Annotated in this window: 16 protein-coding genes; 6 read left to right on the top strand and 10 right to left on the bottom strand. The window is 59.7% G+C overall.

Annotated elements, in window-relative coordinates:
• Positions 1 to 24: 24 nt before the first annotated feature.
• On the top strand, positions 25 to 1,368 hold the full coding sequence (gene glmM, locus ACR0CA_RS05850; protein ID WP_170788473.1) for a phosphoglucosamine mutase: 1,344 nt from the start codon (positions 25 to 27) through the stop codon (positions 1,366 to 1,368).
• Here the strand turns inward: glmM and ACR0CA_RS05845 are convergent.
• Complete coding sequence (locus ACR0CA_RS05845) at positions 1,365 to 2,267, bottom strand: DMT family transporter (protein ID WP_170788474.1); 903 nt, start codon at positions 2,265 to 2,267, stop codon at positions 1,365 to 1,367. The genes glmM and ACR0CA_RS05845 overlap by 4 nt on opposite strands.
• Before the next feature lie 66 nt (positions 2,268 to 2,333).
• Positions 2,334 to 3,356 (bottom strand): ketol-acid reductoisomerase, encoded by a 1,023-nt coding sequence (gene ilvC, locus ACR0CA_RS05840; RefSeq protein ID WP_170769413.1) that lies wholly within the window; start codon positions 3,354 to 3,356, stop codon positions 2,334 to 2,336.
• Positions 3,357 to 3,489: 133 nt separating this feature from the next.
• Here ilvC and ACR0CA_RS05835 point away from each other — a divergent pair, with 133 nt between their 5' ends.
• Positions 3,490 to 3,945: an Lrp/AsnC family transcriptional regulator gene (locus ACR0CA_RS05835; protein WP_170769414.1), complete on the top strand. Its 456-nt coding sequence runs from the start codon at positions 3,490 to 3,492 to the stop codon at positions 3,943 to 3,945.
• On the top strand, positions 3,942 to 4,400 hold the full coding sequence (locus ACR0CA_RS05830) for an Lrp/AsnC family transcriptional regulator (RefSeq protein WP_480897747.1): 459 nt from the start codon (positions 3,942 to 3,944) through the stop codon (positions 4,398 to 4,400). Before ACR0CA_RS05835 ends, ACR0CA_RS05830 begins: the two co-directional genes overlap by 4 nt.
• On the opposite strand, the gene ACR0CA_RS05825 is transcribed toward ACR0CA_RS05830, so the two are convergent.
• Positions 4,401 to 5,102: a GntR family transcriptional regulator gene (locus tag ACR0CA_RS05825; RefSeq protein WP_170769416.1), complete on the bottom strand. Its 702-nt coding sequence runs from the start codon at positions 5,100 to 5,102 to the stop codon at positions 4,401 to 4,403.
• A 205-nt stretch (positions 5,103 to 5,307) separates the two neighbouring features.
• Between ACR0CA_RS05825 and ACR0CA_RS05820 the strand changes: the two genes are divergently transcribed.
• Entirely contained in the window at positions 5,308 to 6,435 is a 1,128-nt protein-coding gene (locus tag ACR0CA_RS05820; protein WP_480897745.1) for an aminotransferase class V-fold PLP-dependent enzyme, read from the top strand.
• Positions 6,436 to 6,442: 7 nt separating this feature from the next.
• Here the strand turns inward: ACR0CA_RS05820 and ACR0CA_RS05815 are convergent, their stop codons facing one another.
• The 3 genes from ACR0CA_RS05815 to ACR0CA_RS05805 all read right to left on the bottom strand — a co-directional run bounded on the left by ACR0CA_RS05815 (position 6,443) and on the right by ACR0CA_RS05805 (position 8,693).
• Positions 6,443 to 7,639 (bottom strand): UbiH/UbiF family hydroxylase, encoded by a 1,197-nt coding sequence (locus ACR0CA_RS05815; RefSeq protein ID WP_480503023.1) that lies wholly within the window; start codon positions 7,637 to 7,639, stop codon positions 6,443 to 6,445.
• Between the two features lie 73 nt (positions 7,640 to 7,712).
• Complete coding sequence (locus ACR0CA_RS05810; RefSeq protein ID WP_170769419.1) at positions 7,713 to 7,961, bottom strand: hypothetical protein; 249 nt, start codon at positions 7,959 to 7,961, stop codon at positions 7,713 to 7,715.
• 87 nt (positions 7,962 to 8,048) lie between these two features.
• Positions 8,049 to 8,693: a pyrimidine 5'-nucleotidase gene (locus ACR0CA_RS05805; RefSeq protein ID WP_170769420.1), complete on the bottom strand. Its 645-nt coding sequence runs from the start codon at positions 8,691 to 8,693 to the stop codon at positions 8,049 to 8,051.
• A 100-nt stretch (positions 8,694 to 8,793) separates the two neighbouring features.
• On the opposite strand from ACR0CA_RS05805, the gene ACR0CA_RS05800 reads away from it, so the two are divergent.
• Positions 8,794 to 9,441, top strand: a complete 648-nt coding sequence (locus tag ACR0CA_RS05800; RefSeq protein WP_170769421.1) for a GntR family transcriptional regulator — start codon at positions 8,794 to 8,796, stop codon at positions 9,439 to 9,441.
• Here the strand turns inward: ACR0CA_RS05800 and ACR0CA_RS05795 are convergent, their stop codons facing one another.
• Positions 9,442 to 11,307: a glycosyltransferase gene (locus ACR0CA_RS05795; protein ID WP_480897743.1), complete on the bottom strand. Its 1,866-nt coding sequence runs from the start codon at positions 11,305 to 11,307 to the stop codon at positions 9,442 to 9,444.
• Positions 11,308 to 11,386: 79 nt separating this feature from the next.
• Positions 11,387 to 12,553, bottom strand: coding sequence for a glutamine-hydrolyzing carbamoyl-phosphate synthase small subunit (gene carA / locus ACR0CA_RS05790; RefSeq protein WP_480856642.1), 1,167 nt, complete (start codon positions 12,551 to 12,553; stop codon positions 11,387 to 11,389).
• A 183-nt stretch (positions 12,554 to 12,736) separates the two neighbouring features.
• Between carA and ACR0CA_RS05785 the strand changes: the two genes are divergently transcribed.
• Positions 12,737 to 13,222, top strand: coding sequence for a GatB/YqeY domain-containing protein (locus ACR0CA_RS05785; RefSeq protein ID WP_480897741.1), 486 nt, complete (start codon positions 12,737 to 12,739; stop codon positions 13,220 to 13,222).
• A 25-nt stretch (positions 13,223 to 13,247) separates the two neighbouring features.
• On the opposite strand, the gene ACR0CA_RS05780 is transcribed toward ACR0CA_RS05785, so the two are convergent.
• Positions 13,248 to 13,739 (bottom strand): DUF2244 domain-containing protein, encoded by a 492-nt coding sequence (locus ACR0CA_RS05780; protein WP_170788480.1) that lies wholly within the window; start codon positions 13,737 to 13,739, stop codon positions 13,248 to 13,250.
• A gap of 118 nt (positions 13,740 to 13,857) precedes the next feature.
• A complete protein-coding gene (gene ctaD / locus ACR0CA_RS05775; protein ID WP_170788481.1) occupies positions 13,858 to 15,516 on the bottom strand; it encodes a cytochrome c oxidase subunit I in 1,659 nt (552 codons plus the stop codon).
• Positions 15,517 to 15,598 lie beyond the last annotated feature (82 nt).

Genomic DNA, 15,598 nt, shown 5'->3' with positions numbered 1-15,598 from the left:
GCAAGAAACGACGGAGAGAGACCAATGCGCAAGCTGTTCGGAACCGACGGGGTGCGGGGCACTGCCAATACCCATCCGATCACGGCTGAGATGGCCCTGCGCATGGGAGCGGCCGTAGGCCGGTATTTCCGCCGCGATCAATCCGGTGCGCACCGCGTGGTTATTGGCAAGGACACGCGCCTGTCCGGGTACATGCTGGAAAATGCGCTGACAGCGGGGCTGACCTCGACCGGGATGAACGTGTTGTTGCTGGGGCCGGTGCCGACGCCTGCGGTTGGATTGATGACGCGATCGATGCGGGCGGATCTGGGCGTGATGATCTCGGCCAGCCACAACCCGGCCGAGGATAACGGCATCAAGTTCTTTGGCCCGGACGGGTTCAAACTGTCGGATCAGGCTGAGATTGAGATCGAGCGTCTGATCGAAGAGGGTGTCAAACCCGCGCAAGCGCAAAATATTGGCCGCGCGCGCCGGGTGGACGATGCGCGGTTCCGTTATGGTGAGCGAGTCAAATCCTCGCTGTCGCGCGATCTTCGGCTGGATGGGTTGAAGGTGGTGGTTGATTGCGCCAACGGGGCCGCCCACCGCACCGCGCCCGAGGTTCTTTGGGAGTTGGGGGCCGAGGTCATCCCGGTTGGCGTCACGCCAAACGGTAAAAACATCAACTTGAATTGCGGCTCGACCAAACCTCAACTCGCGGCTGAGACGGTTGTGGCCCATGGTGCCGATGTAGGCATCTGTCTGGATGGCGATGCGGACCGGGTCGTTATGGTCGATGAACACGGGCAGGTTGCGGATGGCGACCAGTTGATGGCTCTGCTGGCCGGGAGCTGGGCCGAGGCTGACCGCCTTAAAGGCGGTGCTTTGGTGGCGACAGTTATGTCCAATCTGGGGTTGGAACGGCATTTGAACGCGCTTGGGTTGCGGTTGGAACGGACGGCGGTTGGAGACCGCTATGTCGTCGAACGGATGCGCGAAGGCGGGTTCAATCTGGGCGGCGAACAATCTGGCCATATCGTCATGAGTGACTATGCCACCACTGGTGACGGGTTGATGGCGGGGCTGCATTTTCTGGCCGAGATGGTGCATTCGGGCCGCAAAGCCTCGGAACTTGCGGTGCAATTCGAAACGGTCCCGCAATTACTTAAGAATGTGCGCTACGGCGAAGGGCAAACGCCGCTCGATACTGCGAACGTCAAAGCGGCCATCGCTGATGCCGAGGCGCGTCTGAACGGGCAGGGGCGCTTGCTGATCCGCAAATCGGGGACCGAGCCACTGATCCGCGTCATGGTCGAATGCGAGGACGATGCGCTGCTGACCCAAGTCGTTGATGGCATCGTCGCCGAGGTCGAGGCTGTCGCCGGTTAACGCCCAATCAGCATTCGGCGTAGGCTGAACCATTGGCTGATCGCCAGCCCGGTCAGGATCATGGCCAGCGCGATGAAGAATCTCAGCGGCAACGCCTCAGACAGAATCCATGCGCCAAAGACCATCGACCAGATGGGCACCTGATAGTTAACCAGCGTCAGGAATACCGACCCCGCGCTACGGATAATGGACACGCGCAATAGGGTGGCGAAGGCAGTGGGTAGAAGGCCAAGCGCAATGATTGCCAGACCGGGGCGCGTGCCCTGCCACTGCGGGATGCCCTCGGTCAGCAGCATGACGGGCAGCAACAGAACCGCCCCCACCATCAGCGACAATGCCGCCAACGCGACCGGATCAATCGGTGGGCAACGTCGAGTGAAGATCGATGCGCAGGAATAACAAAGCGCCGCTCCGATACAGGCCAGTTGCGCCAGCGGTTCCGTGCCTTGTCCGATCTGCGTTAGACCTGGGCCGATCAGCACCAATGCCCCGGAAAAACCCAGCGATACGCCCAGAAATCTGCGTAGATTCAACGGCTCGTCCGAGAAGAAATGCGCCAGCGGTAGTACCATTAGTGGAATCGCTGCCATCGACAGCCCCGCAAAGGCCGAAGGCACATATTGCTGCCCCCAGCTCAGCAACAGAAAGGGCAACGCGGTCGATAGCAGGCCGATGATGGCAATGAAGGACCACAGCTTGGCATCGCCCGCAGGCAATTTGCGACCAGTCACAGCCATCATTGCCAACAAAGTGACTGCCCCCAAAGTGGTCCGCGCGGTTGCAACCGTGACGGGGCCGTACCCTTCCAACGCCATAGCCACGACCATGAAGGTGCCGCCCCATATCAGGCCAAGTGCGATGACGCCGCTCCAGTCGCGGGATGTGGGTTGATCGACCATGCGCGGCCTCCGATTGGGACAAAAAAGGCGACCCGAAGGCCGCCCTTTCGCGTGATCCCGTGGGGATCAGTTCTTTTCTTTGTCGACCATTTTACCGGCCGAGATCCAGGGCATCATGGCGCGCAGTTTTGCACCGGTTTCCTCGATCATATGCTCGTCATTGGCGCGGCGCGACGCTTTGATGGTCGGCTGGCCAACGGCGTTCTCCAGCATGAAGTCGCGGACGAACTTGCCCTGCTGAATGTCGCTGAGAACCTCTTTCATACGCGCTTTGGTCTCGTCGTATTTCAGAATACGCGGGCCGGTGACGTACTGGCCGTACTCAGCCGTGTTCGAGATCGAGTAGTCCATGTTCGCGATGCCGCCTTCATAGATCAGGTCCACGATCAGCTTCACTTCGTGCAGACACTCGAAATAGGCCATTTCGGGCGCATAACCGGCTTCGACCAGTGTTTCAAAGCCGCAGCGGATCAGCTCAACCAGACCGCCGCACAGAACGGCCTGCTCGCCGAACAGGTCGGTTTCGCATTCTTCGCGGAAGTTGGTCTCGATGATGCCCGAGCGACCGCCACCGATGGCCGAGCAATAGGACAGGCCGATTTCCAGCGCCTTGCCGGTTTCGTCCTTGTCGACGGCCACCAGACAGGGCACGCCACCGCCTTTGACGTATTCGCCGCGCACGGTGTGGCCGGGACCTTTGGGGGCCATCATAATGACGTCGACGCCTTCTTTCGGCTCAATCAGGCCAAAGTGGACGTTCAGGCCATGGGCGAACGCGATGGCCGCGCCGGGCTTGATGTTGTCATGCACGTATTTCTTGTAGGTTTCGGCCTGCAGTTCATCGGGCATGGTGAACATGATCAGGTCACACCAGGCGGCGGCTTCGGCGATACCCATTACGGTCAGACCTTCGGCTTCGGCTTTCTTGGCCGAGGCCGAGCCTTCGCGCAGCGCCACAACAAGGTTCTTCGCACCCGAGTCGCGCAGGTTCAGCGCGTGGGCGTGACCTTGCGAGCCATAGCCCAAGATCGCCACTTTCTTGTCTTTGATCAGGTTGATGTCGCAATCGCGATCGTAGTAGACGCGCATGTCGCCGGTCCTTTCTGTTTTCGATTGAGGATGGTTCTACTGGCTCATGCCAGGGAAGGCGATGGTGTTTTACTTGAATTATTCCGGCAGGCGTGAGAATTTATTCTCGCTTTAACTCCTTGGTGAAAAAATCATGCTAGATGATGTCGATCGCAGATTACTGCGGCATTTTCAGGCCGATCCCAGCCTCTCGACCGCAGAATTGGCGGAACGCGCGCGCATCAGCACAAGCCTGTGCTGGCGCAGGATCGAAAAAATGCAGGAGGCTGGCATTATAGAGGGGCAGGAGGCCGTCATAGACTGGTCGGCTTTAGGCTATGCTGTCGAGGTCTCGTTGCGGGTGACTTTGGACAAGACCCAGCCCCGTGCGTTTGACGAATTCACCGCAGCCGCGCGTAGCGTGGCCGAAGTGATCGAGATTCAGACCTTTTTGGGTCGTGTCGATGTACGCCTGTCCGTGTTGGCGCGGGACATGTCGCACTATCAGCAGCTCTACCGCGATCAGATCCTCACCTTGCCGCATATCGCGGATATCGAAGCGTTGATGCATATCGCGCGGGTCAAAAGCGACGTGGTGCTGCCGGTATGAACGAGTTGGATGAAATCGACCGCAAAATTCTGCGTGCGCTCGTGCGGGACGCATCCCAAAGCGCCGGGGCGCTGGGACGCAAACTGGGCCTGTCCCAACCCGCCACATGGAGGCGCATCCGTCGTCTGGAAGACGCAGGGGTTATCAAAGGCCGGCGCCTGCGCCTAACCGCCGAGGCGCTTGGGTTTGGAGTTACGGTGTTTCTGGGCGTCAAACTGGCCCGCAAGGGTCAGATCAGCCTGGAGGATTTCGAACGTGCCGTCAGCGCCATCCCCGAGGTTCAGACGGTCGAGCATGTTCTGGGACTATATGACTACCGTCTGCGCGTCGTGGCGCGCGATCTGGCCGATTTCGAACGGGTGCTGCGCCGTCGGATCATGACCCTCCCCGGTGCAGGCGATGTCGAGGCCAATGTTTTGCTCAGTGAAGAACGCTTGCCGGGGCCGATCGGCTAGTCAGTATTTGGTTCTGATGCAATAGCCGGGATGGTGCGTCATCCGAGCAAATGTCATGGGTTGACCATCTTTCCATGTCGTCCGCTCAAGCTGAATCATCGAGGTCCCCGCCGTCGTGCCCATGAACTCTGCCAGCCGTCCATCAGCAGAAATTGCGCAGAACGCCACCTCGGCCTCGGTAAAGGGGGCTGCGTTCAGCAGCCATTCATGCGGGCCGTGATCGTTCAGATTGGCGTGCTCGACCTCGGGGACGGCGTCGATATTGATCCAGCGTTCTTCAAGCTGAAAAGGCCGGTTGTCAGCGTAGTGCATACAGATGACGTGCAGAACTTTTACATCAGGCGATACGCTAAGCTGCGATGCCAACCAACCCGGGCTGGGGACCACATTCCTTTCGACAAGAGCGTATCGATAGGTTGAGTTCTGGCTTTCAACCGACTGACGCGCCAGCGAGAACTCCAGCTTAGCATGTTTGCTCGGCTCTTTTTTAACGCGCGTGCCGCTTTTACGTTTGCGTTCGACAAAACCCTGATCTGCCAATTCACGCAGCGCCCGGTTCACCGTCGCCCGCGCGCAATTGAACTCCTCGGCCAATTGCGTTTCCGTTGGTAGCAGCGACCCCTGTGGCCAGATACGGGTTTCGATACGCCGCTTTACTTCGTCACGTACAACCTGAAAACTGATCCGCTTTTGCGCCGTCACGATTAGAAATACCTTTCTGCTTCAAAGTGTGCGTATCTGGTCAGAAACACGTCAGGGTGTAAAGGGCGGCTGACACTGTTTGGCGTCATTTAGTGCCCGATTGAAAGAGAAAAAAGTAATTTTTTTGTTGAAGTTACCATCTTCCGTAGGGTCAATAGCCGGGACTGACCCTCAGGTGGTCGGGTGAAAATCGAAAGGACAAAATATGCCAGCGCTCTTGGATACTGTTGATCCCAATGGGCTTGAGGAGTTTTCGGTGGTGTTCACTGACCGATCTCTGAACCACATGTCCGCACAGTTTCAGCAGGTCATGCGCGACATCTCGGACATGTTGCGCGGTGTTTACAATGCCTATGGCGTGGCGGTCATCCCCGGTGGCGGCACCTATGGCATGGAAGCTGTGGCGCGGCAGTTTGCCCGCAACGCAAACGTGGTGGTCGTGCGCAACGGTTGGTTCTCGTATCGCTGGAGCCAGATCATCGAGACCGGCGGGTTGACGGCCTCGGCCACTGTGCTCAAGGCGCGGCAAACCGGCAATTCCAGCCCGTCTCCTTTCGCGCCGGCACCGATTGACGAGGTCGTGGCGACCATTCGCGATCAGCGCCCAGATGTGGTTTTTGCTCCGCATGTGGAAACGTCGGCCGGGGTTATTCTACCGGACGATTACGTGACCGCCATGGCTGCGGCGGCGCATGAGGTCGGCGCGCTGATGGTGCTGGATTGTATTGCGTCGGGCTGTGCTTGGGTCGACATGAAGGCGACAGGCGTGGACGTCCTGATCTCGGCCCCGCAGAAAGGGTGGAGCGCAACGCCTTGCGCGGGTCTGGTGATGCTATCCGAACGGGCCGAGACGCGGTTGGAACAGACCAATTCGGACAGTTTCGCCGTGGATCTGAAAAAGTGGCGGCAGATCATGCAGGCCTATGAGGGCGGTGGTCACGCCTATCACGCGACGATGCCGACGGATTCGCTGAAGGATTTCCGGGACACGATGCTTGAAACCCGTGATTATGGGTTTGAAAAGCTACGCGAGGCGCAGTGGGCGTTGGGCAATGGCGTCCGCGCGATGCTGAAGGACAAGGGCGTTGTCTCGGTCGCGGCTGATGGGTTCGGCGCGCCGGGCGTTGTTGTCAGCTACACGGGCGACCCCGAAGTGCAGAACGGCAAGAAATTTGCGGCTTTGGGGATGCAGATTGCGGCGGGCGTGCCTCTGCAATGTGATGAGCCCGAGGGGTTCAGTACTTTCCGTTTGGGTCTGTTCGGGTTGGACAAGCTCTATGATGTGGATGGCACAATCGCACGTCTGAAGCGCGTGCTGGATCAGGTGATCTAGGCGCGGGTCAGCGCACGCCCAGACCCATCTGCATCAGCGTCTTGCGCACCGGCGGCAGGGAATAGAGCGCATTCAACCCCATCGCTCGTGCGTCACGCAGCGGCCGTGCCTCGATCATCGAGGCGCGGTTCAGCAGGTCGATTCCCTTCACGCGCATCTCGATCTCGGTGTGGCGGGACTTGTGATAGGTGTCCAACATCTGCGCGTCGCCCAGCCCCTCGGGGCGGGCTTGCGCAAGGTCTAGAAGGCTGCGCAGATCGCCCAAGGACATGTTCAGCCCCTGTGCGCCGATGGGCGGAACCACATGGGCGGCCTCGGCCATCAGGGCGATACGCTCGCCTGACAGGCGCTCGGCCGATTGGCTGATGATCGGCCAGATCGTCCGGCGCGAGGCCAGTTTCAGCGGCCCGAACAACCCGCAGGACCGTTCGGTCATCAGCGCCTCGAACGCGTCGGGTTCAGTGTTCAGCAATTCAACTGCACGCGGCCCACGCTCCATCCACACAATCGCCGACGAAGGCTGACCCTGCCAGTCGGGCAGGGGAACCAGTGTGAACGGCCCGCCTGAACGGTGTATTTCGGTCGAGACGTTTTCGTGTGGGATCGGATGCGTGACGGCAAAGGCCAGAGCCTTTTGGCCGTAGCGCGTGGTGTGGATCTGGATGCCCGCCGCCTCGCGCATGGGCGAATTGCGCCCGTCTGCGGCCACGACCAGCTTGCAGCGGATACGGCTGCCGTCGCTCAAGCTCACGCGCGCTTCATTGGTGCGAGTGAACAGGCTGACCGTGCCGGTGCCGGGGCGAAAATCCACGTTGGGCAGTTCGGCCAAACGCGCCACCATCTCGCGCCGCAACAGCCAGTTGGGCAGGTTCCATCCGAAGGGCTGGTCCGAGATATCGGCGGCGTTGAAATCACGCACGACGCGGGGTTCGGGCACATCTCCGCCCGCGTCCACGATGCGCATGATCTGCAGCGGGGCGGCATGGGCATCCAGTCGCGCCCACAGCCCGCATTGATCCAAAAGCCCGTGCGCCGGTTGCAGGAAGGCCGTGGTCCGCATGTCGGACCCGTCCACGTCGCGTTCCGTCACCGGAGGGGTGGGGTCGACGCAGATCACGTCGAACCCGGCTGTTCCGAAAGCCGCCGCAGCGGTCAAACCGGCGATTCCACCGCCTGAAATCAGGATGTCACAGCTATCTGTCATGGGCTTGGCCTCCGTTTGGGCAGAACCTAGTGCGGTTCTGTGCGGGGTGCTAAGTGACATCCTGTCCCGTGCCTTACCCGCGTGAAATCAGGATGAGGATCAGGAACATCACCGGCACCATCATCACGGCGGGAATGTAGAGACCCGGCAGGCCGAACAACAAGATGGAACACCCCCACATGCTGAAGATCGCCAGGGCCGTATAACCCCAATCCTCACCGTCGCTCTGGGCCACGTCCTTGGCCATCCAGCCAAACAGGGGGATCGCAAACAACAGGCGCTGCCAGATGGGCAGGCGCCGAGGGACCTCGATCGCGCTCATGGTTTTCTCCGATTCTGTTCGTCGCTGAGGCGCATATAGGGGCGATGCTGCACCCGCGAAATACACAGATGGTCGCAGTGTGACAGCCTATCGCAGGCGGGCCAGAAACGCGGTCAGGTCGTCGGTGTGATGATGGATGTGATCGGCCTCTTGCGGCTCGGGCGCGACGTGGACGGTGCGCATTCCCATCGCATGCGGAGCGGCCAAATTGCGCGGGTCATCTTCGAACATGGCGGCTTGTTTGGCGTCGATCCCGTCCTTGGCAAAGATTGCCTCGAACGCAGCTTTCTGGGGCTTTGGTCGATAGCCCGCATGTTCGATCCCATAGATCGCATCAAACAGCCCGCTCAGACCGCGTGCCGCCAGAACCCGCTCGGCATAGGGCGCGCTACCATTGGTATAGACGATACGGCGGCCGGGCAGAGAACGGATGTGGTCGGCCAGTTCCGCGTCGGGGTCCATATGGCTCATGTCGACCTGGTGAACCGCGTGCAGATAGGGATCGGGGTCCAGATCATGCTCGGCCATCAGACCGGCCAGCGTGGTGCCGTATTCGCGCCAGTAATGGCCGCGCAGCCGATCCGCCTCGGCCCGGTCGACGCCGATGGCCTGCACCACGTAGTCGGTCATCAGCACCTCGATCTGATCGAACAGGCGCATATGGGGCGGGTAGAGGGTGTTATCCAGATCGAACACCCATTGGGTGACGTGAGAAAAGGCGGGTTTGACCATGGGCTTGGTTTAGGCTGCGCGCCAGCGGATTTCAATGCCACACTTGATCCGAAGGGGCGGTGACGGATAGACAGGTTCGAACGAGGAGACGAACCACCCCATGCCCCAGTCCAAACAGTCCAACAGGGACGCCTACAGCCTGATACTCGAAGCGATAGACGTGGGTGTGTATAAACCCGGCGACCGTTTGGTCGAAAGCGAGCTGGCAGAGCGTTTCGGCGTATCTCGCACGCCCATCCGCGAGGCGTTGCAACGACTTGAGACGCAATCGCTGCTTGAGCGGGACGGGCGGTCTCTGATTGTGGCCTCGCTGGACCACAACCAGATGGCCGAGCTGTACGTGGTACGGCGCGAGTTGGAGGGGCTGGCAGCCAGTCTGGCGGCAAAACACGCCACCGAGGAAGAGATCAAGGTGCTGCAGGATATGGTCGCTGCTGACGATGCGCTGGTCGATGACCCGACCGCGCTGTCGCGTGCCAATCGACGTTTTCACGAACAGATCCATCTGGCGTCGCACAATCGCTATCTGGTGCAGCAACTGGACCTTGTGCACCGCACCATGGCGCTGATGGCGACCACCTCGCTGGCTGTGCAGGGACGGGGAGAGATCGCTCAGAACGAACACAAGAGCATCGTCGACGCCATCGCTACGCGCGATGAAGAGGCCGCGGCTCGCGCGTTGAAGGAGCATATCTCGGTCGCCTTCATGACACGGCTGAAACAGGATGCTGTTCGGCGCGAATCCTGATCAGGGCGCGGTTTCTTCATGGGCCTGACCATGCTGGGTCTTGTCCCAGAAGAATGGATTGATCACCAGTTCCCACAGCGCCTTATATGCCGCCAGAACGCCCAAAGGGAAATATAGTGGCATGGTCGGGACCCAGGGCATTAGAAACCGCCTCTCACGCGCGGCGACGGCGAGCATTCCGGTAATCAGGTTGATGATCTCGGCTGTGATGAACAGGTAAATCAGACCTATCTGGATGTCGCCGGGCATGACCTGATCCAGCGGGCTGGTCAGGCCCAGGGTTGTAAGCCAGAACAGCCACAAGGCAGGGGCCAGCAAGAACTGCCCGACCGTGCCGAGGAAAAACGCTTGCACGCCCAGAAATCGCAGCGGGCCCAGTTCGGCCAGCAGGCGCAGGGGCGACCGCATGTGCACCAGATATGTGACCATGAACCCCTTGAGCCAGCGTGAGCGTTGCTTCACCCAGGGCCAGGTGCGGAAATTGGCCTCTTCATAGGTGGTTGTATCGACCATCTCGGTCCGGTATCCGGCGCGGCTAAGACGGACACCAAGGTCGGCATCCTCGGTGACGTTGTGGGCGTCCCAGCCGCCCAGTTCCAAAAGCTTATCGCGGCGGAAGAAGAAGGTTGTGCCGCCCAATGGCACTACAAGGCCCATGCGCGCGATGCCTTGCAGGATGACCCGGAACCAACTGTTATATTCGATGGTAAAGCAGCGCGAACGCCAGTTGGTGCGCGGGTTGTAGTAGTCCAAGACACCTTGCAGGCACACCACATTGTCATCAGCCTGCGCAAACTGGCGCACGACCCGCTCGATCTGGTCGGGTTGTGGCGCGTCCTCAGCGTCCCAGACGCCTAGAATGTCGCCCCGGCAAAAGTCCAGCGCATAGTTCATCGCTCGGGGTTTAGTGGTCAGGCCGTTCAGGGCGGGCACCTCGATCGTTCTGATCCAGCTTGGTAGATCGACTCGAGACAGCGTTTCGCGTGTGACGTCGTCAGACTGCTCAAGCACCAGAATGATGTCCAGCAAGGCTTTGGGATAGGTCAGGCGGTGCAGACGGCGGATCAGAGCATCCGCGATTTCGCGTTCCTTGTAGAGGGGCACCATGATCGACACGCAGGGCAGGCGATCCAGCTTGCCCTTCGGTAAGCGCGGTGGCTGCGGGACGGGCTTGAAATAGGCCAACAACCCGGCCAGCCGAAGGCATAGAAACAAAACCAGTGACCCGACAGCCGCGCCGACAAGGACTGATAGCCCCAGTGTCGGGCAGACCAGAAAGCCAGTCATCAGGGTCAACAGCATCACCGTTGTGCCGGTGCGGGCCCGCAAGCTCCAGGACCGGCAGCTTTGATCCTCGGACACGCGGGTTTCCGCCTTTTCAGCCAGGTCCTGCGCGTAAATGCGGGCGATTTCCTGGTCAATCGCGCCGGAGGAACACAGCACCGGCACAATGGCGCAATCCTGATCCTGCATCGCATCGCGGATTGCGTCGAAACGGTCAGGGCGTGCGGTGGCAATCAGCAGGATTGGACCACTCTGTTTCCAGGGGATGACATTGTGTTGCAACCAGAATTCGATGGGTTTGATCTGGCAGAGCCCATCCTGCGCCGGTGTCTCGGACAGGTTCGCCACCTGCAATCCGGTTTGATCCGCTAAGGCGCGCAAAACGTCGTCGCGGCTGACCCAGCCCTCGGTCACCAGAATCTCACCCAGCGGTGCCTGTTGTCGCGCTTGAAGGTGCAGTGCTTTTTCTAACTGATCCGGCGTGATCAGGCCCCGGTCGCGCAGACACGTGCCCAGAGGCCGCCTGACCCGCGTCGGAATGGGCGCGGCGCGTGCGAAATGTTGTAAGTTCAGTTCAACCACGAAAAAACCCTGACACGTTTGGCCGGTGTCAGGGTTCATCCATTAAGGTTAACAAGCGGTTAACCTTGATTCGCTTGTGTTATGCCTGTGCTTTTTGCGCGGCCATCGCCTGCGCGAAACGTTCAAACAAGTAGAAACTGTCCTGCGGGCCGGGTGACGCTTCGGGGTGGTATTGCACCGAATAGACAGGCCGGTCGGACATGCGGATACCACAGTTCGACCCGTCAAACAGCGAGCGGTGGGTTTCGACCACGCCTTCGGGCAAGGACTGCGCATCCACTGCAAACCCGTGGTTCATCGAGGTGATCTCGACCTTGCCGGTCTCCAGATCCTTGACGGGGTGGTTCGCGCCGTGGTGGCCGTGGTTCATCTTGACCGTCTGACCGCCCAGGGCCAGCGCCAGCATCTGGTGGCCCAGACAAATGCCGAAAACGGGCAAGTCGGTAGTGTCAAGAACTTCTTTGATCATCGGAACGGCATATTCGCCGGTTGCCGCCGGGTCGCCGGGGCCGTTGGACAGAAACACGCCGTCAGGGTTATGGGCCAGCACTTCGGCAGCTGTTGCAGTGGCAGGGAGGACGGTTACGTCACAGCCCGACGAGGCCAGGCACCGCAGAATGTTCCGCTTTGCGCCGTAGTCGATGGCGACAACCTTGTGCACCGGTGCTTCCTGGCGTGTGTACCCGTCCGGCCAGGCCCAACGCATTTCATCCCAGCGATAGCTTTGTGCGCAAGTGACGTCCTTGGCCAAATCCATTCCCTCCAACCCGGCAAAGCCGCGCGCGGCAGCGACTAACGCTTCGATGTCGAAATTCCCTTCGGGGTCATGGGCCAGCGCTACATGGGGTGCGCCTTGTTGGCGGATGGCGCGGGTCAGGCGGCGGGTGTCGACGCCACCGATGGCAATACGGCCACGGCGTGCAAGCCATGTCTTCAGTTCTTCGGCCGAGCGCCAGTTGGAGGGCTCGGTCGGGTCCCACTTGACCACCATGCCCGCCGCGACGGGGTCGCCGGTTTCGTCATCCTCGGGGTTTACGCCGACATTGCCAATATGCGGGAAGGTGAAGGTTACGATCTGACCGGCATAAGAGGGGTCGGTCATGATCTCTTGATAGCCGGTCATGGCGGTGTTGAAACACAGCTCGGCAACAGTTTGGCCGGTGGCGCCAAAGCCGATCCCGTAGAACAGGGTTCCGTCGGCCAATGCCAGACATGCGGTGGGCTTGGACGGGGTGTTCTGGGCCATGGCGCGACTCTCCTGCAAGGTAAACCGGCGCATACCTAAGGGGGTTACGCGTTTGGGTCAAGCCTGTTCAATTTTTGGGCTATGTAAATAAATCAATAACTTAACTGTTGTTGACCCCTGTTGTGTCACGCTTTTTGTTTCGATATGGTCGGGGTTCCTTTTCCATGGGGATGGACAGATCATATGGATATGCGATCACGGGTGAACTCTGCCCTGAAGCAAGCAATGAAAGACAAGGAGGCCGAGCGTCTGTCGACGCTGCGGTTGATCAACGCTGCGATCAAGGATCGCGACATCGCCTCGCGCGCTTCGGACAATGAAGAGGCCAAGGGATGCGGCGATTCCGAGGTGCTTGAAATCCTTGGCAAAATGACCAAGCAGCGCAAGGAAAGCGCCCGCGCCTATGAAGAGGGCGGACGGCTGGACCTGGCCGAGCGTGAACTGCGCGAAGTCGAGGTAATCGAGGAATTCCTGCCCAAGCAGTTGGACGAGGACGAGGTCTCGCAAGCGATCCAGACCGCGATTACTACTACAGGGGCAGGCTCGATCCGCGATATGGGCAAAGTCATGGGCGAGTTGAAGACGCGCTATACCGGTCAGATGGATTTCGGCAAGGTCGGTCCAATGGTCAAGGATCAGCTCTGCGCTGTGGCCAGCGGCGGGTGCTGACCAAAATAGCATCCTAACTCCGCATCTACTGCGCGACCGGGTCGCGCAGTTTTAGATTCAGATCGTCGTATAGGGCGATCCGTTCTTCTTCGGTCAGAAACGCGCCAATCTCAACCTCGCGCCCGTCACCGATGAGGGTGACATAGTTGGGTACGGGTCCGCCATGCTTGTGCATTTCGGGGCGGGCCCAATAGCGGTTGCAGCTCCACTCCTGTTTGCCGTGCCTAGGGTTGTGGTGCACCAACCGAGCTTGCACCTTGGTAAGTGTCAGAACCTCGAACACACTGCGGGCGCGGTAGTTGGCCTGTATCGCAAGCCATAGTCCAAGGACCGAGATCAACAGGAACGGCAGCAGCCCCCACAAAAGGGGGGACCCGAGCACCGCCATAAGCGGGATCAGGCCAAACAGAAACACCGCTAGTACCACTCGCACAGCCCAGCGGGGCGGCAGCGAGTTATGGGGCCACAACCTCAGTTCCTGTTCCGTGTCCGATCTTTGTGTCCAGCTATAGGGCATAAGGATATTCTAGCGTTTTTCTGGCCGGTGTCGATTGGATCGAAGGCAAATTTGTGTGCCTAAGAGGCAAAGAAAAACCCCGCCAGTTGGGCGGGGTTTTTTTGTGTTCAGGTCGGGATTAGTGGGCGTGGCCCTTGTCCCAGTCTTCCTGCTTGGGCAGCTGCTCGAACGTGTGCTCGGGCGGCGGCGAGGGCAGGGTCCATTCCAACGTATCCGCGTATTCGTTCCACGGGTTCGGACGGGTCTCTTTCGCGCCGCGCATCAGGGCGTAGATCACGATGCCGAAGAACAACAGGAACGAGGCGAAGGAAACGAAGGCACCGATCGACGACACAAAGTTCCACTGGGCGAATGCCTCGGGGTAGTCGATATAGCGGCGCGGCATGCCCTGACGGCCAAGGAAGTGCTGCGGGAAGAAGGTCAGGTTTGCGCCGATGAAGAACATCCAGAAGTGGATCTTGCCCCAGAATTCGGAATACTGACGGCCCGTCATCTTCGAGAAGTAGAAGTAAACGCCGGCGAAGATCGCAAAGACTGCACCCAAGCTCATCACATAGTGGAAGTGCGCAACCACGTAGTAGGTGTCGTGATAGGCGCGGTCGACGCCAGCCTGCGACAGAACCACACCGGTCACACCACCAACCGTGAACAGGAACAGGAAGCCGAACGCGAAGAGCATCGGAGTTTTGAACTCGATGGAACCGCCCCACATGGTCGCAATCCACGAGAAAACCTTAACGCCGGTTGGAACCGCGATGACCATCGTTGCCAGCATGAAGTAGGCTTGCTGACGCAGCGACATGCCGACGGTGTACATGTGGTGCGCCCACACAACAAAGCCCAGCACACCGATTGCGATGATCGCCCAAACCATCGGCAGGTAGCCGAAGATCGGTTTGCGCGAGAAGGTGGCGATCACGTGGCTGATGATGCCGAAACCGGGCAGGATCACGATATACACTTCCGGGTGACCGAAGAACCACAGGATGTGCTGATACAGGATCGGATCGCCGCCACCGGCCGGGTCAAAGAAGGTGAAGCCAAAGTTGCGGTCCATCAGCAGCATGGTGATCGCGCCTGCCAGAACCGGCAGCGACAGCAGAATCAGCCACGAGGTGACGAAGATCGACCAGCTGAACAACGGCACCTTGAACAGGGTCATGCCCGGGGCACGCATGTTCAGAAAGGTGGTGATCATGTTGATCGCGCCGAGGATCGAGGAGGCGCCCGATACGTGCACGGCAAAGATCGCAAGGTCCATGGACATGCCGCCCTCGGTCGTGGACAGCGGCGGATACAGAACCCAGCCAACACCTGAACCAAGCTGGTCATTGCCACCGGGGCTGAGCAGCGAAGCCACACCCAGCGACGTACCAGCGACGTACAGCCAGAAGGACAGGTTGTTCATCCGCGGGAACGCCATATCAGGCGCGCCGATCTGCAACGGCATGAAATAGTTGCCAAATCCGCCGAACAGGGCCGGGATGACCACGAAGAACATCATCAGAACACCATGATAAGTGATCATAACGTTCCAAAGGTGCCCGTTAGGGGTACACGGGTCGGCCATGAACCCTTCGAGGCACATGTACTGCACACCGGGGTGCATCAGTTCGAGCCGCATGTAGACGGTCATCGCCACCGAGATGAACCCGGCCAGCGCCGAGAAGATCAGGTAGAGAATCCCGATGTCCTTGTGGTTGGTCGACATGAACCAGCGCTGAAAAAAGCTGCGCTCGTCTTCATGATCGTGACCATGAATGGCTGCGTCTGCCATTAGGTGCCTCCTGTTGCAATTCGACCGCGCAGCCGGACCTCTCCGACGCGCGGGATTCCTGCTGGTTTTAGAATGCGAAAGA

The sequence above is a fragment of the Ruegeria sp. F12 genome, from assembly GCF_056533885.1.
This window is presented reverse-complemented; position numbering and strand designations above follow the sequence as displayed.

Excerpts from the sequence above, each read along its gene's own strand:
- glmM (WP_170788473.1), top strand. The coding sequence starts at position 25 with ATGCGCAAGCTGTTCGGAACCGACGGGGTGCGGGGCACTGCCAATACC.
- ACR0CA_RS05845 (WP_170788474.1), bottom strand. The coding sequence starts at position 2,267 with ATGGTCGATCAACCCACATCCCGCGACTGGAGCGGCGTCATCGCACTT.
- ilvC (WP_170769413.1), bottom strand. The coding sequence starts at position 3,356 with ATGCGCGTCTACTACGATCGCGATTGCGACATCAACCTGATCAAAGAC.
- ACR0CA_RS05835 (WP_170769414.1), top strand. The coding sequence starts at position 3,490 with ATGCTAGATGATGTCGATCGCAGATTACTGCGGCATTTTCAGGCCGAT.
- ACR0CA_RS05830 (WP_480897747.1), top strand. The coding sequence starts at position 3,942 with ATGAACGAGTTGGATGAAATCGACCGCAAAATTCTGCGTGCGCTCGTG.
- ACR0CA_RS05820 (WP_480897745.1), top strand. The coding sequence starts at position 5,308 with ATGCCAGCGCTCTTGGATACTGTTGATCCCAATGGGCTTGAGGAGTTT.
- ACR0CA_RS05815 (WP_480503023.1), bottom strand. The coding sequence starts at position 7,639 with ATGACAGATAGCTGTGACATCCTGATTTCAGGCGGTGGAATCGCCGGT.
- ACR0CA_RS05810 (WP_170769419.1), bottom strand. The coding sequence starts at position 7,961 with ATGAGCGCGATCGAGGTCCCTCGGCGCCTGCCCATCTGGCAGCGCCTG.
- ACR0CA_RS05805 (WP_170769420.1), bottom strand. The coding sequence starts at position 8,693 with ATGGTCAAACCCGCCTTTTCTCACGTCACCCAATGGGTGTTCGATCTG.
- ACR0CA_RS05800 (WP_170769421.1), top strand. The coding sequence starts at position 8,794 with ATGCCCCAGTCCAAACAGTCCAACAGGGACGCCTACAGCCTGATACTC.
- carA (WP_480856642.1), bottom strand. The coding sequence starts at position 12,553 with ATGGCCCAGAACACCCCGTCCAAGCCCACCGCATGTCTGGCATTGGCC.
- ACR0CA_RS05785 (WP_480897741.1), top strand. The coding sequence starts at position 12,737 with ATGGATATGCGATCACGGGTGAACTCTGCCCTGAAGCAAGCAATGAAA.
- ACR0CA_RS05780 (WP_170788480.1), bottom strand. The coding sequence starts at position 13,739 with ATGCCCTATAGCTGGACACAAAGATCGGACACGGAACAGGAACTGAGG.
- ctaD (WP_170788481.1), bottom strand. The coding sequence starts at position 15,516 with ATGGCAGACGCAGCCATTCATGGTCACGATCATGAAGACGAGCGCAGC.